Genomic DNA, 23,912 nt, shown 5'->3' on the forward strand with positions numbered 1-23,912 from the left:
GCGCAGCGTTCTCCGGATCCTTGGGGCGCTGGTGTCGGCATGCTGCATGGCGGCCGCTGGACCGGCGGCGGCGCAACCCGTGGTGGGCCAGGTGCTGGAACAGGCCATGCCCACCGGGCGCGGCTACGACATTCCGCTGCCCGAGGCGCGCTGGCGGGTGACGGCAGTCGCCGACATGAACCACGGCGGGAACGACTTCCGCGTGGTCACCCTGCGCGACGTGGAGCCGCAGGCCCGCATGCCCTACCTGTTCATCCGCCATGCCATGCTGCCGGCGGAATGGACATCGCCCTGCGAGAAGCTGCATCCCGGTGCGTTCAATGTGAACCGGTACTTCACGCGGTCCAACGAGCTGTTCACCCGCTGCTCGCGCCTGTTCCCCAGCGAGCTGCCCAAGCCGGACGCCAGCGACTGGTGGGCCGGCATGCACCGGGGCATCGAGAGTGCCGATGCCTCCCGCATGTCGGGTCCGATGCTGTTGGCCGAAGTGACGGTGACGCAGCACCGCGGGGCCTTCGTGCGGGCGGAAGTCTTCATCCGCACCGATGGTGCCGACCTGTCGCCCTCCAAGATGCGCGATGCCTGGCGTGCAGGGCAGACACACCCCTGGATCGGCCGGCTGCAACAGTTCCTCGGCCCGTATGTGTATGCGCTGGAGGAAGGCGCGCTCAAGAAGAACAAGCCGGACCGCGTCGCCGCATTCGAGCCACCGCCCAAGGATGTGGAGGAGCAGATCCGCCGCATGGCGGGGTCGCAGCCGCGGGAAGCGCCCGCTGCCGCGCCGAACAGGCCGGCGGCGGCGCCTGCCCAAGTCAGCGACGCCGAAATCGCAGAGCGGATTCGCCAGATGGCCCAGGCGAGCGAGCGCAGCCGTGTGCCGGCTCCCACGCCTGCGCCTGCGCCTGCGCCCCCACCACAGGCTGCCGTGTCGGCAGGCGCCATGGCCACCCCACCACAGGCCGTGCAGGTCGCGGCCCAGCCCAGTGTCTCGGCTGCGGACCTGGCCCGGCTGTCCGCCGAAATCGCACGGCTGCGCGACGAGTTGAAATCGCGCCCTGCGGTGGCAGCCGCGGCGCCCGCTTCCGCACCGCCACCCAAGCCCACCGCGGCGGCAGCCCCGACCACGCAGGCCAGGCGGCTGGCGCTGGTGATCGGCAACGACGTCTACCAATCGGTGGCCAAGCTGCAGAACGCACGCACCGATGCACGCGCCATGGCCGATGCCTTGGGCCGTGCCGGCTACAAGGTGCGCCTGCGCACCGACCTGGGCGAGCGCGCCATGAAGGACGAGCTGCGCGCCTTCAAGGCCGAGATCCAGGGCGGGGATGAGGTGCTGTTCTACTTTGCCGGCCATGGCGTGCAGCTGTCCGGGGCCAACTACCTGCTGCCCACCGACATCCGCGGTGAGGCCGAAGACCAGGTGCGCGACGATGCGCTCCTGCTGCAGAAGGTGCTCGATGACCTGCAGGAACGCAAGGCCCGCTTTGCGCTGGCCATCGTCGACGCCTGCCGCGACAACCCGTTCCGCAGCGCCGGGCGCACGCTCGGCGGCCGGGGGCTGGCCCCCACCACCGCCGCCACCGGACAGATGGTCATGTTCTCCGCCGGTGCCGGCCAGCAGGCGCTGGACCGTCTGGGCGAGCGCGACAGCAACCCCAACGGCCTGTTCACGCGGGTGCTGCTCAAGGAGATGGACAAGCCCGATGTCAGCGTCGACCGGATGCTGCGGACCGTGCGCAACCAGGTCGTGGAGCTGGCCAAGTCGGTCGGCCATGAGCAGGTGCCCGCGCTGTACGACCAGACGGTCGGCGAGTTCTACCTGCGCCGCTGAGCAGCGGCCGTCCGGGCCGCCGGACCTGGGGATTGTTGGCATGCCGCGGACGCCCGAGCGCCGGCACACTGGCGGCCCCCAACGACCGAGTGAATGATGTCCACATCCGTGCGCTTCGCCCGCCGCCTCGCGCTGGTCGCCCTGACCAGCCTGGCCACCTTCACCGCGCCGCTGGCGCTGGCCCAGGGCTACCCCACCAAGGCCATCACCCTGGTCGTGCCGTTCGCTGCTGGCGGGCCCACCGACATCGTGGCCCGCACCCTGGCCGGCGTGATGACCAAGAGCCTGGGCCAGACCGTGGTGGTGGAAAACCGTGCCGGTGCCGGCGGCACGCTGGCCGCCGGCCATGTGATGCGGGCCGCGCCCGACGGCTACACCTACCTGATCCACCACAACGGCATGGCCACCGCGCCGGCGCTCTACCGCAAGCTGCCCTACAACCCGCAGACCGACTTCGAGCATGTCAGCCAGGTGATCGACGTGCCGATGACGCTGCTGGGCCGCAAGGACCTGCCGGCCAACAACTTCCCAGAGCTGCTGGCCTACATGAAGGCCCAGGGCGACAAGATCAACCTGGCCCATGCCGGCCTGGGCGCGGTGAGCCACCTGTGCGGCATGGTGCTGCGCCAGGCCGTGGGCGTGGACATGACCACCGTGCCCTACCAGGGCACCGGCCCGGCCTTCCAAGCGCTGCTGGGCGGACAGGTCGACATCCTGTGCGACCAGACCACCCAGACCACGCCACACATCAAGGCCGGCACGGTGAAGTTCTTCGGCGTCACCACCGCCAGCCGCATCAAGGTGCTGCCCGACGCGCCCACGCTGGCCGAGCAGGGCCTCAAGGGCTTCGAGGTGGTGGTGTGGCACGGCATCTACGCGCCGAAGAACACACCGAAGGACGCCACCGAGAAGTTCGCCGCCGCACTGCGTGCGGCGCTGAAGGACCCGACGGTGGTGCAGCGCATGACCGAGCTGGGCGCCGAGTTCGTGCCCGACGCCAAGCTCACGCCCGAGGGCCTGCGCAGCTGGCTGAAGCAGGAGACCGAGCGCTGGGGCCCGGTGATCAAGTCGGCCGGGGTGTACGCCGACTGACCCGAACGCTGGCTGACGCCGTCACTGCGGCTTGATGCCCGCCGCGGTGACGATGTTCTGCCACAGCTGCTTGTCGCGCTTGAGGGTGCGGGCGAACGAGGCGGCGTTGTCGCCCACCGGCATCAGCGTCTGCTCGTACAGGCGGGCGCGCACCTCGGGCAGCTTGACGATGCGCACGATCTCGTTCGAGTACTTGTCGACGATGGGCTTGGGCGTGCCCGCCGGCAGCAGGATGCCCACCCAGCCCAGCGGCTCGAAGCCCGGGAAGCCCAGTTCCAGCAGCGTGGGCACCTGGGCCAGCAGCGGCGCGCGGCGCTCGCCAGTCACGGCCAGCGGCTTGAGTTTGCCCGCGGCGATGTGCTGGGTGGCGGTGCTCACATCGGCCCAGGCGCAGGGGATCTGGCCGCCCAGCAGGTCGGTCAGCATCAGGGCCGAGCCCTTGTAGGGCACATGGGCCAGGTCCAGCCCGGCCTTGCGGGCGAAGGTCTCGCCGACGATGTGCGACGACGAGCCGGTGCCGAAGGAGCCGAAGCTGACCTTGCCCGGGTTGGCCTTCACATGGGCGATGAACTCCTTCAGGTTGTTGGCCGGGAAGTCGGGCTTGACCACCAGCACCAGGTACGACAGGCAGATCTGCGAGACCGGCTCGAAGTCCTTCAGCGGGTCGTACGGCACCTTGGCGAAGATGGCCGAGTTCTGGATGTGGGTGGTGATGGTGACCAGCGCGGTGTAGCCGTCGGGCGGCGCGCGCATCACCTGTTCGCTGCCGATCATGCCGCTGGCGCCGGCCTTGTTCTCGACCACCACGTTCTGGCCCCAGCTCTCCTGCAGCTTGCTGGCGATCAGCCGGCCGACCAGATCGGTGGCGCCGCCGGGTGGAAAGGCGACGACGAACTTGATCGGCTTGGACGGGAAGCCGGCCTGGGCCAGGGCGGCCGGCGCCGCGGCGGTGAGCGCGGCGGGCGCCGTGCCGGCCAGGGCGGCTTGCAGCAGGTGGCGGCGGTTCAGGCGGGGCATGGGCGGCTCCAGAGGTGGGTCGGGCGGCGCAGTGTGCCAGTGGCCGCCGTGCCGCGGGCTCCGCAGCATCCCGCAGCGGGCTCTGTCTTCGTGGAAGCGGGCCTGCAAGCGGCCGTGCAGCCAGCCGGTCGCCCAGGCGACTGCGGCCCTGCGGCTGACGCCAGACCATGGCCCGACAACAACCAAAGTCGGAGACTGCCTTGCCTGCCCTGCCCTTCACCGCGCCATTCCACGCCGCCGCCTCAACCGATTTCCAGCCCGGCCGCCGCCTCGCCCTGGCCGGCGGCGCCGCCCTGCTGGCCGGCAGCACGCTGGGCTGGAGCCCGGCTGCCCGCGCCCAGGGCATCCCCAGCGCCGCGCCGGCCGAACTGGGCCTGTCGCCGCAGCGGCTGTCGCGCATCGGCGACTGGCTGCGTGGCGAGGTGGCGGCCAAGAAGATCCCTGGCGCGGTGGTGATGCTGCTGCGCCGCGGCAAGGTGGCCTATGTGGAGAGCGTGGGCCAGCGCCGTGCGGACATGCCCGGCGCGATGCAGCACGACGACATCTTCCGCATCTACTCGATGACCAAGCCCATCGTCAGCGTGGCTGCGCTGATGCTGGCCGAGGAAGGCAAGCTGCTGCTGGATGCGCCGGTGGCCACCTACATCCCTGCCTTCGCCCAAGTGAAGGTGGGCGTGGAGAAGACCGATGCCGCCGGCGCCAAGACGCTGGAGCTGGTGGCGCCGCTGCGGCCGATGACGGTGCAGGACCTGCTGCGCCACACCTCGGGCCTGACCTACGGCTTCTTCGGCGCCGGGCTGGTCAAGAAGCTGTATGTGGACAACCGTGTCAGCACCCGCGGCGAACTCAGCAACGCCGAGTTCGCCGACCTGATCGCGACGATGCCGCTGGCCTTCCAGCCCGGCAGCACCTGGGACTACAGCAACTCCACCGACGTGCTGGGCCGGGTGGTCGAGGTGGCGAGCGGCCAGACCCTGGGCGCGCACCTGAAGCAGCGGTTGACCGATCCGCTGGGCATGCCCGACACCAGCTTCTACGTGCCCGAAGCGGCGCGCCAGGCCCGCATCGCGGAGCCGTTTGCCGACGACCGCACCATCGGCGTGGGCGCGGTGGTGGGTGACCCGCGGATGGTGCAGCGCATGGAGAGCGGCGGCGGTGGCATGGTCAGCACCGCGCCCGACTACGCCCGCTTTCTGTTGATGCTGCGCAACGGCGGCCAGCTCGATGGCAAGCGCTACCTCAGCCCGCGCACCGTCGACTACATGACCAGCAACCACCTGGGGCCGCAGGTGCAGCGCACGGCGCTGTACCTGCCCGGCGCGGGCTACGGCTTCGGCCTGGGGTTTGCCGTGCGCACCAGCGCCGGCGAGGCCGGCAGCATCGGCGCGGCAGGTGAGTACAACTGGGGCGGCGCCGGCGGCACCGCGATGTGGGTGGACCCGGCCAGCGATCTCGTCACCGTGTTCATGATGCAGAGCCCGAAGCAGCGGGTGCTGTACCGGCCGATCCTGCGCAACCTGGTCTACGGGGCGTTGACCGAGCCGAAGTGAGTGGCCGCGGCGCCGGGCCTACAGCTGGAAGGCCGGCCGCTGCGCCAGCGCCGCCCGCCATCGAAGCAGGTGCGGGTGCTGCTCGCCCGGCTTGACCTTGACGATGCGGGCGAAGTCCACCGCCACCGCGGCGGTGATGTCGACGATGCTCAGCGCGTCACCGACGAGGAAGTCGCGGCCGGCCAGGCGGGCGTCGAGCATGTCGATGAAGTGCTGCACCCGCAGCAGCCCGCGCTCGGCCAGCGCCGGGATCTGGGCGTAATCCTGCGGGCCGGGCAGCGCGCGGTTGACCATCGCCGGCGTGCTGTTGCGGAAGGCCTCGGCGATGGCGGTGTAGCCCTCGAACTCCACCCGCCAGTTCCAGCTGGCGATCTCGGCCTTCTCCACCGGCGTGCGGCCCAGCAGCGGCGGCTCGGGCCAGCGCGCTTCCACATAGGCGGTGATGGCGGCGTTGTCGGTCAGAACCGCACCGTCATCGGTGCGCAGGGCCGGCACGGTGCACTGCGGGTTGATGGCGCGGTAGGCGTCGCCCAGCTGCTCGCCGCTGCGCAGGTCGATCTGCACCGTGGCATGGGCCACGCCCTTCTCGGCCAGCAGGATGCGGGCGCGCCGCGGGCTGGGCGCGGTGCTGCAGTCGTACAGGGTGATGGCCATGGTCAGGCCTTGCCTTCGCCCAGCACGGCCTTGGCGTAGAGCTTCTGCATGCCGCCCAGCCACTTGTCGTAGTGCGCCGTCTTGCCGCGCAGGTAGTCCAGCACCTCGGGGTGGGGCAGGATCAGGAAGGTCTCGTCGCGCAGGGCCTGCACCACGCTCTCGGCCACCTGGGCCGGCTGCAGCATGCCGTCCACCTCGGCCGAGCCGGCGCCGCCGGCGGTCATGGCCGTGGCCACACCCTGCGGGCAGAGGCACGCCACCCGCACGCCACGCCGGCCGTAGCCGATGCGCAGCCACTCGGCGAACGCCACCGACGCATGCTTGGTGACGCCGTAGGGCGCGGTCTCGACGATGTTCAGCAGGCCGGCGGCCGACGCGGTGACGACGAAGCCGCCCTCGCCGCGTTCCACCATCTCGGGCACCACCGCGCGCGCGGCCCACACATGGGCCATGCCGTGGATCTTCCACATGCGCTCCCACACCTCGTCGGCCACCTCGAAGCCGCCGGTGCCGCCGCCGATGCCGGCGTTGGAGATGTAGAGGTCGACCTGGCCGAAGCGCGCCCGGGTGGCGGCCACCAGGGCCTGGATGTCGGCCTCCTGGCTGACGTCGCAGCGCACGGCCAGCGCGCGGTTGCTGCCGTCGGCGTTGATCTTCGCGGCCACCTGCTCGGCCAGCGCCAGCTGCAGGTCGGCGACGACGATGCCGCGTGCGCCGTCGGCGGCGAAGCGTTCAGCCAGCCCGGCGCCGATGCCGCTGGCGCCGCCGGTGATGATGGCGACCTTGCCTTGGATGTCCATGGTGTGCTTTCGGTGGGGAAGGTGGATCAGCGGCCGTTGAACTTGGGCGCGCGCTTGTCGACGAAGGCCGCGGCGGCGCCCTTGTGGTCGTCGGTCTCGAAGGTGCGGATCATGTGCACCGCCTCGGCATCCAGCACATCGCTGAGGCTGCCGCGCAGGCCGGTGTTGAGGTTGCGCTTCATGTAGCCCACGGCCACCGTGGGCAGCGCGGCCAGCTCGGCCGCCCAGGCCGCCGCAGCGGCGGGCAGCTCGGCCGCCGGCACCGCGCGGTTGACCAGGCCGATGCGCGCGGCCTCGGCGCCCAGCACCACCTGGCCGGTGAAGTACATCTCGCGCGCCTTGGCGGCGCCCACCAGGTGGTTGAGGAAGAAGCTGCCGCCAAAGTCGCCCGACAGGCCGATCTTCGAGAAGGCGGTGGTCAGCTTGGCATCGTCGGCGCAGATGCGCAGGTCGCAGGCCAGGGCCAGCGACAGGCCGGCGCCGGCCGCCGGGCCGGGGATGACGGCCAGCGTGGGCTTGGGCATCTCGTGCAGCCAGCGCACCGCCTCCATGCGCATGCGCAGGTCGGTCACCTTGGTGTCGAACGACACGGTGACTGGTGCGCCGGCCGCGTTGCGGGCGAAGCCCTTGACGTCGCCGCCCGAGCAGAAGGCCGCGCCGGTGCCGGTCAGCACCACCAGACGCACCGCCGGGTCGTTGGCCAGGCGCGGCAGCGCCTCGGCCAGGGCCAGCATCATGTCGCGGCTGAGGGCATTGCGCGCCTCGGGGCGGTTCATCGTCAGGGTGGCGATGCCGCCGTCGATGGTTTCCAGCAGGTCAGTGGTCATGGTGGTGGTGGCAGTGGGTGGCGGGACGGCTGCACGCCCGGCACCCGCCGCGCGCGTGCCTGCATGGTGGCAAGGGTCGCCCTGGCTGGTCTGTCACCCTGGTATCTGAAAGAACCGCGATAGACGGCGTGTGGCCGGCCCCGGCGATTTGGCACACTGCGTTGCGGGCGGTGTGTGCCGCCCGCGCATGGAGCGTCGTGACCCCCCAGGCTTTCATCCACCTGCCGGCCCTGCTGGGCCGGTTGACCCCGCCCGATGACTCGGCGCTGCGGGTCACGCCCGCCGTGCTGGCCGAATGGGATACGCGTGCCCACCAGCAGGGTCGCGGCCCCGATTGGCGCCTGGCCTGCGAGGTGCGCGAAGCCGCCCGCCAGGCGGTGCTGGCACCGCACCCGCCCGGGCAGGACCTGTGGGTCTATGCCTACGGCTCGCTGATGTGGGACCCGGGCATCCGCTTTGCCGAGGTGCGCCAGGCCGATCTGCACGGCTGGCAGCGCCGCTTCAGCTACCGCATCACCGGCGGGCGCGGCTCGCCGGAGTGCCCGGCGCTGATGCTGACCCTGGAGCAGCAGCCCGGCTGCTGCACCGGCCTGGTGTTCCGCATCCCGGCCGCCGATGTCGACGCCGAGACCACCCTGCTGTGGCGCCGCGAGATGCTGCGCGACGGCTATTGCCCGGCGCTGCTGCCGCTTTCCACACCGCAGGGTGATGTGACGGCGCTGGTGTTCACCGCCAACACCGCCCATCCCGAGTACGTGGGTGAATTGCCGCTGCACGAGACCGCCGCCACCGTGGCCACCGCCTGCGGCCCGCTGGGCAGCAACCGCCACTACCTGGAACAGTTGGCCAGCCAGCTGCAGGCGCTGCAGATCGACGATCCGTATGTGCAGACGCTGTGGCAGCGGGTGCAGGCGCTGGCGGGCTGACGCCACCGGGGGTGTCGACGGGCGCTGCCGGACCGCGCCACGGTCATGGGCAGCACGGGCCTGCGACGACACAGCTTGCGCGCCAAGGGGCCGAGTTTCGATAATCGCCGCTTCCGCACGGCACAGCCGGGCGAGGGGGAGCGCAGCATGCACAAGGATCGATACGGCCTGGCCTGCACCGGCAGCGCGGCGGCAGTGCAACGCCTCGCGCGAGCGCAGGAACACCTGCTGCGCTTCCGTCCCGAGGTGGTCGACGAGCTCGACAACGCGATCGCTGAGGACGCGGGCTGCGTGATGGCGCGCGCCGCGCGCGCTTGGATCGGACTCATGTCCAGTGAGTGGCCGGACACGCGCGCTGCTGCCGAGCTCGTCGCTGGCACACGCAGCAGCGATGCGCGCGAGCAGGCTCACCTGGAGGCGATCCGCGCCTGGTCTTCGGGCGACATGCACGCCTGCAGCCGGCTCCTCGACGCACTGCTGGACGCTCACCCGCGGGACGCGCTTGCACTGTACGTGGGGCATCAGATCGATTTCTTTTGCGGCGATGCGGTGAACCTGCGCGACCGGGTCGTGCGATCGCGCCGCGGCTGGGACACCCAGCACCCTGACTTTTCGGCGGTCGACGGCATGCTGGCCTTCGGACTCGAGGAGTGCGGCGACTACGCGCGTGCCGAGGACATCGGCCGCCGCGCCGTCGAGCGCCATGCCGACGACGTCTGGGCGATCCACGCGGTGGTGCACGTGCTCGAGATGCAGGCGCGCTTCGACGAGGGCATCGCCTTCCTCGAGGCCCGCCGCTGCCATTGGGCCGAAGGAAACTTCCTCAACGCCCACAATGGCTGGCACCTGGCGGTGTTCTTGCTCGAACGCGAAGACCACCCTGGTGCACTCGCCATCTACGACAGCTTGCTGCACCATGCCGCCTCGCCTGGCGTCGCGCTGGAAATGCTCGACGCGAGTGGGCTGCTGTGGCGCTTGTCACTCGACGGCGTCGACACCGGCGGTCGCTGGGCGGCGCTGGCCGACGCCTGGGCGGCGAAGGACCCGACGCCGTGGTACGTGTTCAACGACCTGCACGCGATCATGGCCTTCGTCGGTGCGGGTCGTCAGGCACTGGCCGAACAGCGCGTGGCACAGCTCGAGCGCTACTTGCGCGAAGGCGACCTGGGCCAGTCCAACCACCGCATGGTCGCTGGCGCCGGGCTGGCGGCGGCCCGTGCGCTGACCGCGTGGGGTCGCGGCGACGATGACGCCGCGGTTTCCGCGCTGGCGCCCGTGCGGCACCAGCTGTCGGTGTTCGGCGGCAGCCACGCACAACGCGACGCCTGCCAGCGCACGTTGCTCTGCGCAGCCATGCGCGGCGGGCATGGCACGCTCGCGCGCCAGTTGCTCGACGAGCGGCTCGCGGCCAAGCCGGGCAGCCTTTGGAACCGGATGCGCGACCGACAATCACGCGGGCTCGACGCGCCCGCGGCCTGAACATCGCGCACTTGCCGTGGACTGGCGGCGCTGGTGCTGTGACCATGTCCCGCTCCGGCATCGGGTTGATCTGGGCACTGAATGGGCGCTGTGGGCCACCGCGCCACGCGAACGGTCGGCCAAGTCGATGGCGAAAACCGCAGACCGCATCGCCGACGGATGCTTTCAGCCGGTCAGCGCAGCGGCCATGCGCCAGCCTCGAACGATCACCTTCGGCCGACGGCCTTCCGCCGTGTGAACGAGGTTCGACTTCAGCATGCTGGGGTTCTGCCGGCACGGCGGAAGAGGAGCGCGGCCATGCCGGCTGACAACAGCAGCCAACTGCCGGGTTCAGGCACCAGGGCGATCTCGCCGGCGTACGTGAGGTCTGCCATGGCCGATGTGGCACTGGTGAAGACGCCCGTGCCGCTGAACGATGCGCTGCCACTGGCGCCGCTGAAGGCGCCGGTGCCGCCAGCGAATGTCGCCTGGCCGACCAGCGCCACGACATTGGCCACGGCCGTGGGAATCACCTGCACGCTGAAGGTGCCGTGGAGTTCGTCGCCGTTGCCCGCGGTGAAGATGTTGGATCCGGATCCAGCGCCAGTGGACATGTCGATCACATCCGTGGAGCGGTAGCTTCCCAGGTCGAATGCGCCCATGCCACTGGCGAAGGTCTCGAAGCGCAGGACAGGGGTGGTGCTGTCGATGATCTCGACGACATTGGCGATGCCGCTGTAGCTGGCGGTGAAGGACAGCGTCGCAGCGGATGCGGGGACACCGACGGCAGCCGCCAGCGACATGGCGATCCGGGGAAGCAGGGCCTGACGCAGCGTGGTCTTCATGGTGTGGTCCTTTCGGGGTTGGAGGGAAGTGGGGGCGATGCCGATGACAGGGACGTCCGGACGCTTGCTGTTTCGCGGTCGACGGGGGCGCCACCAGCGAAACGCTGGCGGATCAGGCCGGCCAGTCGGGCCGCTGCAGTGAAGACGGGCACGTGACCGACGCCCGGCAGCAGATGCAGTTCGGCATCGGGCAGGGAAGCGGCCAGCAGCCGCGATGACGCAGGCGGCACGATGCAGTCGAGTTCACCGTGCACCACCAGCGCGGGCTGCTTGATGTCGCGCAGGCGGTCCTGGGCGGTGAGCTGGTCGCGGGAGCGAAGCAGCTCCACCGCGTGCTGCAACGGGGCGCGGCGCAGCATGTGCAGGCCCCAGCGGCGGTGGTCGTCGCTGTCCGGCTCGGGCAGGCAGTGGTCGACGAAGCTGCGCAACGCCGCCTCGTGGTCCGCTTCGAGCCGACCGATGAAGCTGTCTGTCGCGCCAGGCGCTGGGCGACTCCAACTGGCGCCGACCAGGACCAGCCCGTCGAAGCGATGCGGTGCACGCAGCACCGCTTCGAGCGCAATCCCCGCGCCAGACGACTCGGCACCCAGGATGCAGCGCTGGACCCGCTGCGCGTCCATCACGGCGATCAGGTCGTCCACCTGCGCGGCCACCGTGATCGGCGAGCCGCTGTGCGTGCTGGCCCCCGAGCCGCGGTGGTCGTAGGCCACACAACGCCAGTCAGGCAGATGGCCGAAGAGTTCGAACCAGACCTCGCCGCTGCCAACCCATCCGCCCAAGGCGAACAGCGTGGACGGCCCCTGGCCGAAGCTGAGCGAGAACAGGCGGGCGTCAGGGCGGTGGACGAACATCGAAGGCTCCAGGGTGGCGATGGAGCCATTCGATCGCACGGCGGTCCGCGAGGCCGCGGGACAGGTGTCCCGTGCGTCCAGAACCGCCGTGCTGGCGGTCCCGGTCGAGGCAGGACACCCAGGAAGGACGGACCGCTCAGGATCCGCCCAGGCCGAGCTCGCGTGTGCGCACCACAGCTTGTGGTCGTCCCTCGACCTGCAGCTTGGCATACAGCGTCGACAGCGCATTGCGCACGGTCTTGTCGGCCACACCCAGTCGGGCGGCGATCTGCAGGTTGTCCAGCCCTTGTGCGACCAGTTCGGCCAGTTCAAGCTCGCGCGCGGTCAGCGCAGGCTTGATGCCGTCGGGACGCACGAACGCGGTGACTGTGCGGCAGAACAACTCGAAGCCCGGGTCCGCTGCCAGAGGGATGTGGTTGCGGGTCGGCAGCGTCACAAAGCGTGCCCCGGGTATCGCCGCGGCCAGGTCCTGACCCAGCCCCACCGGCACGATCTGGTCTCCCTCGGCGTGCATCACCAGGGTCGGACAGCGCACGAGTGGGGCCAGCAGCCGCACGTCCAGCGCGGCGCGAGCACGCATGATCTGCACTGCCCTGGCCGCACCGCATGACAGGCGCTGTTGCTCGTTGAGTGCGCGCGCTTCGTCCAGGCTGGCATCGGGGATGAAGCGGGTGGTGAAGAACTGCTGCACCGCAGGATCGTTGCGGCCCCAGCCCAACTCGACCAGACGCAGGGATGCGTCGTGAAAGGCCAGTGCCTCGGGGCTGGGCGCGCGATGCAGCAAGCCGGCCAGATATCCGCCGAGCAGCACCAAGTGCGACACCCGCTCCGGGTGGCGCACGGCATAGGCGACGGCCGGTCCCGCCGCGCCCGATTGACCCAGCAGCGCGACCCGCGGCGCGCCGGTGGCCGCCACCACAGCGGCCAATTCCTCGACGGCGGTATCCAGTTCGAGCGGCACGTCGTCGCTGCCGGACAGGCCACAACCACGCTCGTCGTAACGCACCACTTCCAACTCGCGCCCCAGGCGATCCAGCCAGGGGCGCCAAACCGGGGATCGAAGGTCGTGCTCCACATGCGTCATCCAGTGCGCCACACGCACCAGCACAGGGCCTCGGCCGTGGCGTGCCCAGGCGATTCGCGCGCCCGATCGGAGCTGCGCAAAGCGAATCTCGGCAGCCGAACCAGCAGAGTGGGAACCGGAGGCAGGCATGACGCCACTTTAAGCGCCATGCCGTCCATTCCGGCAACCGCGGCTGCACGGCAAGCCAGGCGGGGCTCCGTGGCATGGCATCGCATCAGGTGCTGGATGCCACACCGGCCCGCACTGCGGGTCCGTGCGAAGCCGCGCTGCCCGTCGCCACAACCCGCACGACCGACATCACTGGTGGAAACGACTGTTGCCGGGCCTGCGCCAGCCACCGACAGTGCAGGCCCATCCCCATTGCCCGAGGCCCGCAGCCCCCATGTCGAACGACCATGCCCCCGACCTGATCCTGGACCACGTCTACCAGCACGAAGCCGCGCAGCCGGACCGCATCTTCCTCACCCAGCCGGTCGGCGGCGGCGAGGTCGTCGACTACACCTGGGCGCAGACGCTCGACCAGGCCCGCCGCATGGCGGCGCACCTGCAATCGCTGGGCTTGCCGCCCGGCGCCAGGATCGCGATGCTGGCCAAGAACAGCGCGCACTTCTTCATGGCCGAGCTGGCCATCTGGATGGCCGGCGGCACCACGGTGGCCATCTTCCCCACCGAGACGGCCGACAACGTGGGCTATGTGCTGGGCCACTGCGAGGCCAGCCTGCTGTTCATCGGCAAGCTCGACACCTGGGATCTGCAACAGGGCGGCATCCCCGCCGGGCTGCCCTGCATTGCCCTGCCGCTGGCACCGGCGGCGCTGGCCGATCGCCCGGGCTGCACCCGCTGGGATGCCATCACCGCCCGCACACCGCCCCTGCCCGGCCGGCCCCAGCGCGCGGCCGGTGACCTGGCCATGCTGCTCTACACCTCGGGCTCCACCGGCCAGCCCAAGGGCGTGATGCAGACCTTCGGCAGCATCACCGCCGCCGCGCGGGGCATGGTCGCCCGGGGCGTGGCGATGAACGGCGGCGTGCAGGCGCCATCGCGTGTCATCTCCTACCTGCCGCTGGCCCACACCTTCGAGCGCGCCTGGGTCGAGTGCACCGCCTTCATCACCGGCGACACCCATGTGTTCTTCAGCGACTCGCTGGCCACCTTCATGGCCGATGTGAAGCGGGCCCAACCCACCAGCTTCATCTCGGTGCCCCGGCTGTGGACCAAGTTCCAGCAGGCGGTGCTGGCGCAGATGCCTGCCGCCCAGCTGGATGCCGCGCTGGCCAACCCCGCCATGGCGGCCGTGGTGGGCAAGAAGGTGCTGGCCGGCCTGGGGCTGGACCAGGTGCGCAATGCCGGCAGCGGCTCGGCCCCGCTGCCGGCCGAGCTGCTGCGCTGGTACCGCAAGCTGGGCCTGGAATTGACCGAGGGCTATGCCATGACCGAGGACTTCGCCTACTCGCACACCGGCGACGCGGGCGAGCAGGCGGTGGGCACGGTGGGCCGGCCCTTCCCCGACGTGCAGGCCCGCCTGGCCGACGACGGCGAGGTGCTGGTCAAGTCGCCCGGCCAGATGGCTGGGTACTACAAGCAGCCCGAGTTGAACGCCGAGTGCTTCACCGACGACGGCTTCTTCCGCACCGGCGACCTGGGCCGCTACGACGAACTGGGCCAGCTGGTGCTGACCGGCCGCAAGAAGGAGCTGTTCAAGACCGCCAAGGGCAAGTACGTGGCGCCGGCACCGATCGAGAACCGCCTGAACGCCCACCCGATGGTCGAGCTGTCGATGGTCTCGGGCATGGGCCAGCCGGCGGCCTATGCGGTGGTGGTGCTCGACGAACACCTGCGCCCGAAGCTGGCCGACGACACGGTGCGTGCCCAGGTGGACACCGCACTGCGGCAGTTGCTGGCCGCCGTGAACGCCGACCTGGCCAGCCATGAGCATCTGCAGATGCTGGTGGTCGCCCGCGAGCCCTGGAGCATGGAGGCCGGCACGCTGACACCCACGATGAAGATCAAGCGCAGCCGCATCGAGGCCAGCGTGGCCGCAGCGGTGGACCAGTGGTATGCCACCGGCGCGCCGGTGGTCTGGGCCTGAACCGGGCCATCCAGCCGTCTCGGCAGAGCGCCGGCTGGATGGCTGGCAGATCGGCAGCCAGGATTTGACATTTCACCTGTAATGTGTAACGTCGCAACATGCGACCACCGCCCTGCAGCACCCCGCGCCCGACACGCAGCCAAGGGCCGCGCGCCGAGCAGGCCGATGCCACCCGCGCGCACCTGATCGGCACCGCCATCGACCTGCTGGGCGCGGGCAGCTACCAGGGCGCCACGGTGTTCGAGGTGGCCAAGGCCGCCGGCCTCACCCCGGGCGCGGTGCAGCACCACTTCGGCTCCAAGGCGGTGCTGATGGTGGAGGTGATCGACGCCATCCTGCGCGACAGCGGGCCCGACGGCGTGGCCTGGCCGGCGGCCGACCTGCCGCTGGCCGCCCGCTGCGACGGCCTGGTGCAGGCCCTGTGGCAGCGCGCCTATGCGCCGCCGCGCTTCCTGGCAGCCTGGGCGGTGTACTTCGGCAGCGCGGCCGAACCCGAGCTGCGCCTGCAGGTGGCGCAGAAGCGCCAGGCCGTGACCCGGACGCTGATCGACCGCTTCCTGGCGGTGCTGCCGGAACTGCAGGCCACCACCGAAGCGCCGGCCCTGGTGCAGCTGGTGCTGTCGGGCCTGCGCGGGCTGGGCATGGTTCGCCTGTTCGGCGACCCGGGCCCGGCCGAGGCCGCCCAGCTGCAGCTGCTGGGCCGGCTGCTGCTGTCGCATTGCCAGTGCGCGGCGCCGCCGGCCACGCCCGCTCCTGTCCCACGACCCCACCGAAAGCCCTGACCATGCACCCATCCACTGCATCTGCGCGCCGCCGCCTGGCCGGCCTGGCCACCCTGGGCGTGCTCGCGCTGTTCGGCGCGCCGCAGGCCGCGCTGGCCGCCTTCCCCGAGCGGCCGATCACCATCGTCGTCCCCTACCCGCCCGGCGGCGCGGCCGATGTGCTGGGCCGCCTGGTGGCCCGCCACATGCAGCTGCAGCTGCCCGGCAGCAGCATCGTGGTGGAGAACAAGGCCGGCGCCGGCACCGCCGTGGGCGCACAGGCGGTGGCCCAGGCCGCGCCCGACGGCTACACCCTGCTGAGCAGCAGCAACACCACCTGGACGATGAACCCGGCGCTCAAGCCCAGGCTGCCCTACGACACGCTCAAGAGCTTCGAGGCCATCGGCACCATCGGCAGCATCCCGCTGATGCTGGTGGCCCATCCGTCGGCGCCGTTCAGCAGCGTGAAGGACCTGGTGGCCCAGGCCAAGGCGCAGCCGGGCAAGCTGAACTACGCCTCCTTCGGCGCCGGCACCAGCTCGCACTTCGCCGGCGAGATGTTCAACGCCGCGGCCGGGGTGGACATCGCCCATGTGCCCTACAAGGGCAGCGCCCCGGCCATGCAGGACCTGATCGGCGGCCAGGTGCCGATGTCCTTCGACACCAACATCGCCTCGCTGCCGCAGATCAAGGCCGGCAAGATCAAGCCGCTGGCCGTCACCACCGCCCGCCGGCTGTCCACCGCGCCCGACGTGCCCACGCTGGCCGAATCCGGCCTGCCGGGCTTCGAGCTGTCGGCCTGGGTGTCGTTCGTGGCGCCGCGCGGCCTGCCCGAGCCGGTGCGCGCCACCCTGGTCAAGGCCCTGGCCGATGCCATGGCCACCCCGGCCCTGCAGGCCGACCTGGCCAAGGCCGGTCTGGAGGTGGCCTACGAGCCGCCGGCCACCTTCGAGGCCCGGGTGCAGAAGGAACTGCCGCAGATGCGCGAGCTGGTGCGCAAGGCCAACATCACCGTGGACTGAAATGAAAAGGCCCCCTGACTCGCTGCGCTCGTTTCCCCCCGTGGGGGAGGTCAGTTCCTTCGGAACGGCCGTGCGGAACTGACATGGCCCGCGACGACGCCCTGGTGGCCCTGTCCGCGGTCGAGCAGCGCCGCCTGATCGGCCGCAAGGCCGTCTCGCCGGTGGAGCTGCTGCAGGCCTGCATCGCCCGCATCGAGGCGCTGAACCCCGGCGTCAATGCGCTGGCCGCCACCGACTTCGACCGCGCCCTGGCCCAGGCCCGTGTGGCCGAGGACCAGGTGCTGCGCGGCGCGCCGCTGGGCCTGCTGCACGGCCTGCCACTGGGCGTGAAGGACCTGCAGGACACCGCCGGCCTGCTGACCACCTACGGCAACATCGGGCTGCGCGGCCATGTGCCCGCGGCCGACATCGGCCTGGTGGCACGGCTGAAGGCGGCGGGCGCCATCGTCACCGCCAAGACCAACGTGCCCGACATGGGCGCCGGCGCCAACACCCGCAACCCGGTGTGGGGCGCCACCGGCAACCCGTTCAACCCGCTGCTGAACGCCGGCGGCTCGTCGGGCGGCTCGGCCGCGGCCCTGGCCTGCGACATGCTGCCGCTGTGCACCGGCTCGGACACCGGCGGCTCGCTGCGCATCCCGGCGGCGCTGTGCGGCGTGGTTGGCCTGCGGCCGTCGCCCTCGATGGTGGCCAACACCGCCCGGCCGCTGGGCTGGTCGGCGCTGTCGGTGCTGGGCCCGATGGGCCGCGACGTGGCCGACACCGCGCTGCTGATGGCCGCCAGCGTGGGCTTCGATGGCCGCGATCCGCTGTCGGCCGACATCCCGGCATCCCGCTTCACCACGCTGCCCGAGGTGGATCTCTCACGGCTGCGGGTCGGCTACACCGAAGACTTCGGCCTGTGCGCGGTGGATGCCGGCGTGCGCGCGACCTTCCGCCAGCGCATCGATGCGCTGCGGCCACTGGTGGCCAGCTGCGAGCCCTGGCCGCTGCAGCCGACCGACGCCGACCGCACGTTCGATGTGCTGCGCGCCGAGGCCTTCCTGGCCGCCTTCGGCGACACCCACCGTCGCGCGCCCGAGACGCTGGGCCCCAACGTGCGCGCCAACGTGGAGCTGGCCGCGCGCATCAGCCTGGCCGACCGGGCCGAGGCCCACCTGGCGCAGACCCGGCTGGCACGCGATGTCCACGCCGCCTTCGGCCGCTTCGACCTGCTGCTGAGCCCGGTGACGCCGCTGTCGCCCTTCCCCTGGACCACGCTGTTCGCCACCCATGTGGACGGCCAGGCCATGGCCACCTACTACCAGTGGCTGGCCCTGACCTATGTGGTGACGCTGGCCACCAACCCGGCCCTGTCGCTGCCCTGCGGCGTGGACGCAGCCGGCATGCCGTTCGGCCTGCAGCTGATCGGCCCGCTGAACGGTGATGCCGCACTGCTGGGCGCGGCCCGCGCCATCGAGCAGGCCTGGGCCGGCAATGCGCTGCTGGCGCGGCCGCGGCCGGATGTGCAGCGCCTGCGCCAGCCCTGCCCCGAACTGCGGTCCATCGTCACCCACCCGCCCGAGCCGGGGCTGGCCGGCAGCGTGCCGGCGCAGAGCCCGGTCTGATCAGCCCGGCGGCGGAGCCTCAGCCCAGCGGCGGCGCGATCGCCGGCAGGTCGGCAAACGCCGCCGGCTGGCCGGCCTTCTGCGCCGCCACCGCGCGGGCGATGTCCTCGGGGTCGAACACCCCGGGCTGCAGCGCGTTCATGTAGGTGAAGCTCTCCGCCACCGAGTGGTCGCGGGTGTAGTTGATCATCTCCTTGCTGGCGGCCACGGCCACCGGGGCGCGGGCAGCGATCTTCTGCGCCACCGCCAGCGCGCCGGCCACGGTGGCGGCGGCATCGTCGAACAGGCCGTTGACGAAGCCCAGCCGCTCAGCCCGCTCGGCGCCCAGGCGGTCGCCGGTGTAGGCCAGCTCGCGCATCACCGCTTCGGGGATCTGCTTGGGCATGCGGTTCATCGTGCCCACGTCGGCCATCATGCCGATGTTGATCTCCTGGATGCAGAACCAGGCCTCACGGCTGCAGTAGCGCAGGCAGCAGGCGGTGGCCAGATCCACCGCGCCGCCGATGCAGCCGCCCTGGATGGCGGCGATGACCGGGAAGCGCGCCTCGGCGATCGCATGGAAGCTGCCCTGCAGTTGCCTGAGCTGGTGGCGGAAGCGCTCGCGCGCGGCCACGTCCACCGTGCCCAGCGTGCCGGCGTTGGCGAACACGCTCAGGTCCATGCCGGCGCTGAAGTGCTTGCCCACCGACGACAGCACCGCGGCGCGCACGCCGCCGGCGGCATCCAGCTGGCGGAACAGCTGCGGAATCTCGGCCCAGAAGGCCGGCGTCATCGCGTTGTGGCGCTGCGGCTGGTTCATGCGGACATGCGCCACGGCGCCGTCCATCGTCACATCGAAACAGGTCCAGGTGGTCATGGGGTGCAGGGGTTGATCAGGTGATGGCCGGGGCGTTGCTGCCGACGAACTGCTTGCGCAGCTCGCGCTTGAGCACCTTGCCGGTTGCATTGCGCGGCAGCGCCGGCACGATGGCGATGTCGGTGGGAATCTTGAAGCGCGCCAGCTTGCCCTGGCAGTGGGCCAGCACGGTGTCGCGGTCCAGCGTCTGCCCGGGCTTCAGCGCCAGCACCGCCAGGCCCACCTCGCCCCACTTGTCGCTGGGCACGCCGATGATCGCGGCCTCGGCCACCTGGGGCAGCTGGTACAGCACGTTCTCCACCTCGGCGGGGTAGACGTTCTCGCCGCCGGAGATGTACATGTCCTTCCAGCGGTCGACGATGTAGAAGAAGCCCTCGCTGTCCATGCGGGCGGCATCGCCGGTCTTCAGCCAGCGGCCTTCGAACGCGCCGGCGGTGGCATCGGGCCGGTTCCAGTAGCCCGGGGTGATGTTGGGGCCGGCCACCCACAGCTCGCCGATCTCGTCGGGCCCGCAGTCGGCGCCGGCGTCGTTGACGATGCGGGCCTCGGTGTGCAGCAGCGGCTTGCCGGTGGAGCCCAGCTTGCGCTGTGCATCGGCCGGATCCAGGAAGATGCAGGCCGGGCTGGTCTCGGTCATGCCGAAGCCCTGCATCAGGTGCACGCCGCGCGACCCCCAGCCCTGCAGGATGGGCAGGGCGCAGGGCGCACCGCCCACGCCGGCGCTCTGCAGCCGGCTCAGGTCGGTGGTGGCGAACTCGGGGTGCTGCAGCATGAACTGGTAGGGCGCCGGCACGCCGAAGAAATGGGTGATGCCCTCAGCCACGTCGCCGATCACCCGCAGCGCGGCGCCGGGGTCGAAGGTGCGCATCACCACCACCGTGCCGCCGGCATGCAGCACCGGGTTGGAGTAGCAGTTCAGCCCGCCGGTGTGGAACAGCGGCAGCACCGACAGGTGCACCGTCTTCATGCCCACCCCGGCCGGCGTGCCGAGGTTGGTGCAGTTCCAGAAGTTCATGCCGTGGGTGATCATCGCCCCTTTGGGGTGGCCGGTGGTGCCCGAGGTGTACATGATGGTCACCACGTCGTCGTGGGTCAGCACCTCGCGCCGGGCCACCTGGCCGGCCTGGGCGGCCAGTGCCGCCTCGTAGGCGCTGGCCGCGCCCCGGCCCTTGTCGATGCACAGCAGGTGGCGGATGCCGCAGCGCTGCTGCAGGTCCTGCGCGGTGGCGGTGAACTCCACATCGTGGATCAGCAGCAGCGGTGCGCTGTCGTTGAGGATGTACTCGAGCTCGGTGGCGGTCAGCCGCCAGTTCAGCAGCACCGCGATGCCGCCGGTGCGGCCGCAGGCGAACTGCAGGTCGAAATACTCGACGCCGTTGTGCGCCAGCAGCGCCACCCGGGCGCCGCGGCCGATGCCTTGCGACTGCAAATGCACGGCCAGGGCCTCGGCACGCCGGTCCAGGTCGGCATAACTGTGGTGCTTGCGCGGGCTCAGCTCGCGCACCGCCTCCTTGCCTGGCCGGTTGGCGGCATGGTGGCCGATCCAGTCGTAGGCGCGCACCGGGCCGTGGCCGGCCGGGCGGGAACTGCGCATCGCCGCCTGGGCGGCGGTATCGATCGCGAAGGCGGTGCTGTCGGTGGATGGGGCGGGATTGGTCATGCGGGCGGGCGCTCAGGCGGTGGTCCGGAGGGGCCATTCTGGGCGGCGATGGCGCCGAATCAACCCGTGAAGCCCCTGCCCGCCCGGCGGGTGCCTGCCGCACCCGGCTGTCACCCAGGTGTTAGCCATGGCCGGCGGCGGCCCTCCACACTGGCCGGCCCACCCCTGCCGCACCCGCCATGGCCCACCCCTTTGCCGAGCGCCCGTTCCTGTGCGGCCGCCTGCGCCAGCCACGCCAGATGCTGGCCGACCAGACCTACGACGGCCACAAGTCCATCCACGACGACGCCATGGCCGCCGACCTGGGCCTGCGTGCCGGGCCGATCGAGGGCCCGACGCACTTCAGCCAGTTCGACCCGCTGCTGGTGCAGCTGTGGGGCGCCGACTGGTACGCCACCGGCTGCATCAGCGCCCACTACCAGACCATGGTGGTCGAGGGCGAGCAGGTGCGGGCCTTTGTCCAACTGCCAGACGCCGGTGGTACGTTCACCCGCCTCTGGGCCGAGAAGGCCGATGGCACGCCGGTGCTGACCGGCACGGCCAGCGTCGGCGCCGGGCCGCATCCACCGAGTGAGATCACGCAGCGCATCGCCAAGCTGCGGCCGGCGCAGCAACTGGTGATCAACCGCGATCTGCGCGTCGGCCAGCAGGGTGCCGGCAACCCGGAATCGGTGCGCATGGCCTTCGGCCAGCACATGGGGCCGCACTATCCGTTCACGCTGAACGACAAGCTGCAGGTGATCACCGAGCCGTGCAGCTGGTACACCGGTGCCGATTCACCCTGGGGCCGGCCGATCATCCCCACCGAGATGATCAGCGTGCTGCTGGGCAGCACCATGGACCAGGCGCAGTTCCGCGGCAAGGGTCCAGCGGTGGGGCTGTTCGCCGGGCAGGAAATCAAGCGCATCGCAGGCCCGCTGTTCGTCGACCACCCGTACCTGCTGGAGCGCGAGATCGTCGCGCTCAGCGAGAGCGCCCGCACCGAGTCGGTCTGGGTGAAGACCCGCATCCTCGACGGCGTGACGAAGCAGCTGGTGGCGGAGATGATCCTGAACAGCGCCACGCTGAAGGCGTCGTATGCCGCGTACGACGAAGAAGCCCGCATGCTGGGCAAGCCGCTGGAAGGAACCCAGGCATGAGCGCACCCGTCCCCGGCAGCGAGGCCTGGCTGCGCCTCGGGCGCGAGGAGGCGATCGACCCCGACCGGCCGATCATCGACCCGCACCACCACCTGTGGCTGGCCGGCACGCCCGGCGCGCCCTGGCCGGCGGGCCGGCCCGCCTACCTGCTGGGTGACCTGTGGGGCGACACCAACAGCGGCCACAACCTGGTGAAGACGGTCTTCATCGAATGCCGCGCTGCGGCCCGGCCCGATGGTCCCGACCACCTGAAACCGGTGGGCGAAACCGAGTTCGTCGCGCGCATCGCGCTTGCCAGCCGCGATGGCGGCGGCGGCGCGGTGATCGCCGGCATCGTGGCCCATGCCGACCTGCGCGGCGGGCCGACGCTGGATGAAGCGCTGGATGCCCACGCCGAGGCTGGCGGCGGCCTGTTCAAGGGCATCCGCCACTCCGGCGCCCGCGATCCGCACCCCGAGCACCTCAGCATCCCCGGCCGCGGCGCCGAGGGCCTGTATGCCGACCCGGCCTTTCGCGCCGGCGTCGCCCGCCTGGGCGAGCGTGGCCTGAGCTACGACACCTGGCACTACCACCACCAGAACCCGGCCTTCGCCGCCCTGGCGCGCGCCGTGCCGGGCACCACCATGGTGATCGACCACTTCGGCACGCCGCTGGGCGTGGGGCCGTATGCCGGCCAGCGCGATGCCATCTTCCTGCAATGGCAGCGCGACGTGGCCGCCATCGCCCAGTGCCCCAACGTCGTCGCCAAGCTCGGCGGCATGGCCATGCCCGACAACGGCTTCGGCTGGGACAAGCGCGACCGCCCGGCCAGCAGCGATGAACTGGTGGACGCCCAGGCCGCCTGGTACCACCACATGATCGACTGCTTCGGCCCCGAGCGCTGCATGTTCGAGAGCAACTTCCCGGTCGACCGCCGATCGCTGGCCTACGGCACCTACTGGAACGCGATGAAGAAGATCGCCGCGCGCTACAGCCCTGCCGCGCAGCAGGCGATGTTCCACGACACCGCCGCCCGCGTGTACCGCCTCTGACGAAGGAAGCCCGATGTCCACCAACGAAGTGCTCTACGCCGTCAGCGACCACATCGCGACGATCACGCTGAATGCGCCCGAGCGCATGAACACCATCAGCCGGGTGATGCTCAACGACCTGAGCGCCGCGCTCCTGCGTGCCAACGAGGACACCGACGTGCGCTGCGTCATCCTCACCGGCGCCGGCCGGGCCTTCTGCGCCGGGCTGGACCTGCGCGAGGCCAAGCCCGGCAGCACCAGCGGCATCGCCAACGACAACAGCACCCGCACCACGCTGGACCTGCGCAACACCCCGCCCACGGTGCTGCAGGCGATGGACAAGCCCACCATCTGCGCCGTCAACGGCGGCGCCGCCGGCTACGGCATGGACACCGCGCTGGGCTGCGACATCCGCATCATGGGCCAGTCGGCCAAGCTGGCCGCGGCCTTCGTGAAGCGCGGCGTGGTGCCCGAATCCGGCGGCACCTGGTTCCTGCCGCGCATGATCGGCTGGGCCAAGGCGGCCGAGCTGATCTTCACCGGCCGCACGCTGTCGGCGCAGGAGAGCGTGGACTGGGGCCTGGCAAACCTGGTGGTGCCCGATGCCGAGCTGCAGGCCACCGCCCGCGCCATGGCCGCCGAGATCGCCGCCAACGCGCCGCTGGCGGTGCAGGCCAGCAAACGCATGATGCGCATGGGCCTGAACGAGACCTTCCCCGACCATGTGCACCACGTCTACCTGCAGCTGCTGCCGCTGTTCAAGACGCAGGACATGGCCGAGGGCATGCGTGCCTTTCTCGAAAAACGCCAACCCGACTTCAAGGGCCAATGAC

The 23,912-nt window shown here is 70.9% G+C and carries 21 protein-coding genes; 12 read left to right on the forward strand and 9 right to left on the reverse strand.

The window, feature by feature from the left end; all coding sequences use genetic code 11:
* Positions 1-46 precede the first annotated feature (46 nt).
* Positions 47-1,831, forward strand: coding sequence for a caspase family protein (locus FFT10_RS10935; protein ID WP_162520769.1), 1,785 nt, complete (start codon positions 47-49; stop codon positions 1,829-1,831).
* 96 nt (positions 1,832-1,927) lie between these two features.
* Positions 1,928-2,923, forward strand: coding sequence for a tripartite tricarboxylate transporter substrate-binding protein (locus tag FFT10_RS10940; protein ID WP_137732851.1), 996 nt, complete (start codon positions 1,928-1,930; stop codon positions 2,921-2,923).
* A 21-nt stretch (positions 2,924-2,944) separates the two neighbouring features.
* Here the strand turns inward: FFT10_RS10940 and FFT10_RS10945 are convergent, their stop codons facing one another.
* Complete coding sequence (locus FFT10_RS10945) at positions 2,945-3,940, reverse strand: Bug family tripartite tricarboxylate transporter substrate binding protein (protein WP_137732852.1); 996 nt, start codon at positions 3,938-3,940, stop codon at positions 2,945-2,947.
* A 200-nt stretch (positions 3,941-4,140) separates the two neighbouring features.
* Here FFT10_RS10945 and FFT10_RS10950 point away from each other — a divergent pair, with 200 nt between their 5' ends.
* A complete protein-coding gene (locus FFT10_RS10950) occupies positions 4,141-5,490 on the forward strand; it encodes a serine hydrolase domain-containing protein (RefSeq protein WP_228027057.1) in 1,350 nt (449 codons plus the stop codon).
* Between the two features lie 18 nt (positions 5,491-5,508).
* On the opposite strand, the gene FFT10_RS10955 is transcribed toward FFT10_RS10950, so the two are convergent.
* The 3 genes from FFT10_RS10955 to FFT10_RS10965 are packed head-to-tail and all read right to left on the reverse strand — an operon-like array spanning position 5,509 to position 7,771.
* Entirely contained in the window at positions 5,509-6,144 is a 636-nt protein-coding gene (locus FFT10_RS10955; RefSeq protein WP_137732854.1) for a glutathione S-transferase family protein, read from the reverse strand.
* A gap of 2 nt (positions 6,145-6,146) precedes the next feature.
* Positions 6,147-6,944 carry an SDR family oxidoreductase gene (locus tag FFT10_RS10960; protein WP_137732855.1) on the reverse strand — a complete coding sequence of 266 codons (798 nt, stop codon included), beginning with the start codon at positions 6,942-6,944 and terminating at the stop codon, positions 6,147-6,149.
* A 26-nt stretch (positions 6,945-6,970) separates the two neighbouring features.
* A complete protein-coding gene (locus FFT10_RS10965) occupies positions 6,971-7,771 on the reverse strand; it encodes an enoyl-CoA hydratase (RefSeq protein ID WP_137732856.1) in 801 nt (266 codons plus the stop codon).
* A 197-nt stretch (positions 7,772-7,968) separates the two neighbouring features.
* On the opposite strand from FFT10_RS10965, the gene FFT10_RS10970 reads away from it, so the two are divergent.
* Together FFT10_RS10970 and FFT10_RS10975 are read left to right on the forward strand one after the other, a co-directional pair.
* Entirely contained in the window at positions 7,969-8,697 is a 729-nt protein-coding gene (locus FFT10_RS10970; protein WP_137732857.1) for a gamma-glutamylcyclotransferase, read from the forward strand.
* 45 nt (positions 8,698-8,742) lie between these two features.
* Positions 8,743-10,176, forward strand: coding sequence for a tetratricopeptide repeat protein (locus FFT10_RS10975; protein ID WP_137732858.1), 1,434 nt, complete (start codon positions 8,743-8,745; stop codon positions 10,174-10,176).
* 251 nt (positions 10,177-10,427) lie between these two features.
* Here the strand turns inward: FFT10_RS10975 and FFT10_RS10980 are convergent, their stop codons facing one another.
* The 3 genes from FFT10_RS10980 to FFT10_RS10990 all read right to left on the reverse strand — a co-directional run bounded on the left by FFT10_RS10980 (position 10,428) and on the right by FFT10_RS10990 (position 12,935).
* Complete coding sequence (locus tag FFT10_RS10980) at positions 10,428-11,000, reverse strand: PEP-CTERM sorting domain-containing protein (protein WP_137732859.1); 573 nt, start codon at positions 10,998-11,000, stop codon at positions 10,428-10,430.
* A complete protein-coding gene (locus tag FFT10_RS10985) occupies positions 10,997-11,851 on the reverse strand; it encodes an alpha/beta fold hydrolase (protein ID WP_162520770.1) in 855 nt (284 codons plus the stop codon). Before FFT10_RS10985 ends, FFT10_RS10980 begins: the two co-directional genes overlap by 4 nt.
* 136 nt (positions 11,852-11,987) lie before the next feature.
* Positions 11,988-12,935 (reverse strand): alpha/beta fold hydrolase, encoded by a 948-nt coding sequence (locus FFT10_RS10990; protein WP_162520771.1) that lies wholly within the window; start codon positions 12,933-12,935, stop codon positions 11,988-11,990.
* Between the two features lie 382 nt (positions 12,936-13,317).
* On the opposite strand from FFT10_RS10990, the gene FFT10_RS10995 reads away from it, so the two are divergent.
* The 4 genes from FFT10_RS10995 (at position 13,318) to FFT10_RS11010 (ending at position 18,414) form a co-directional block, all read left to right on the forward strand.
* Entirely contained in the window at positions 13,318-15,024 is a 1,707-nt protein-coding gene (locus tag FFT10_RS10995) for an AMP-binding protein (RefSeq protein WP_137732862.1), read from the forward strand.
* A 98-nt stretch (positions 15,025-15,122) separates the two neighbouring features.
* Positions 15,123-15,806 carry a TetR/AcrR family transcriptional regulator gene (locus tag FFT10_RS11000; RefSeq protein ID WP_137732863.1) on the forward strand — a complete coding sequence of 228 codons (684 nt, stop codon included), beginning with the start codon at positions 15,123-15,125 and terminating at the stop codon, positions 15,804-15,806.
* Between the two features lie 2 nt (positions 15,807-15,808).
* Positions 15,809-16,807 carry a Bug family tripartite tricarboxylate transporter substrate binding protein gene (locus tag FFT10_RS11005; RefSeq protein ID WP_137732864.1) on the forward strand — a complete coding sequence of 333 codons (999 nt, stop codon included), beginning with the start codon at positions 15,809-15,811 and terminating at the stop codon, positions 16,805-16,807.
* Positions 16,808-16,890: 83 nt separating this feature from the next.
* Positions 16,891-18,414 carry an amidase gene (locus FFT10_RS11010; RefSeq protein WP_137732865.1) on the forward strand — a complete coding sequence of 508 codons (1,524 nt, stop codon included), beginning with the start codon at positions 16,891-16,893 and terminating at the stop codon, positions 18,412-18,414.
* A gap of 19 nt (positions 18,415-18,433) precedes the next feature.
* Here FFT10_RS11010 and FFT10_RS11015 read toward each other — a convergent pair whose 3' ends face one another.
* Together FFT10_RS11015 and FFT10_RS11020 are read right to left on the reverse strand one after the other, a co-directional pair.
* Entirely contained in the window at positions 18,434-19,270 is an 837-nt protein-coding gene (locus tag FFT10_RS11015) for an enoyl-CoA hydratase-related protein (protein ID WP_137732866.1), read from the reverse strand.
* 16 nt (positions 19,271-19,286) lie between these two features.
* Positions 19,287-20,930: an acyl-CoA synthetase gene (locus tag FFT10_RS11020; RefSeq protein WP_228027058.1), complete on the reverse strand. Its 1,644-nt coding sequence runs from the start codon at positions 20,928-20,930 to the stop codon at positions 19,287-19,289.
* A gap of 179 nt (positions 20,931-21,109) precedes the next feature.
* Here FFT10_RS11020 and FFT10_RS11025 point away from each other — a divergent pair, with 179 nt between their 5' ends.
* Genes FFT10_RS11025 through FFT10_RS11035 form a run of 3 tightly spaced genes read left to right on the forward strand, consistent with a single transcriptional unit; the run spans position 21,110 to position 23,911 of the window.
* Positions 21,110-22,069: a hypothetical protein gene (locus tag FFT10_RS11025; protein ID WP_137732867.1), complete on the forward strand. Its 960-nt coding sequence runs from the start codon at positions 21,110-21,112 to the stop codon at positions 22,067-22,069.
* On the forward strand, positions 22,066-23,100 hold the full coding sequence (locus tag FFT10_RS11030) for an amidohydrolase family protein (RefSeq protein ID WP_137732868.1): 1,035 nt from the start codon (positions 22,066-22,068) through the stop codon (positions 23,098-23,100). The genes FFT10_RS11025 and FFT10_RS11030 overlap by 4 nt, the downstream gene beginning before the upstream one ends.
* Before the next feature lie 13 nt (positions 23,101-23,113).
* A complete protein-coding gene (locus FFT10_RS11035) occupies positions 23,114-23,911 on the forward strand; it encodes an enoyl-CoA hydratase/isomerase family protein (protein ID WP_137732869.1) in 798 nt (265 codons plus the stop codon).
* Position 23,912: the final 1 nt, after the last annotated feature.

Source organism: Pseudaquabacterium pictum, from assembly GCF_005403045.1.
GTDB lineage: Bacteria > Pseudomonadota > Gammaproteobacteria > Burkholderiales > Burkholderiaceae_C > Pseudaquabacterium > Pseudaquabacterium pictum.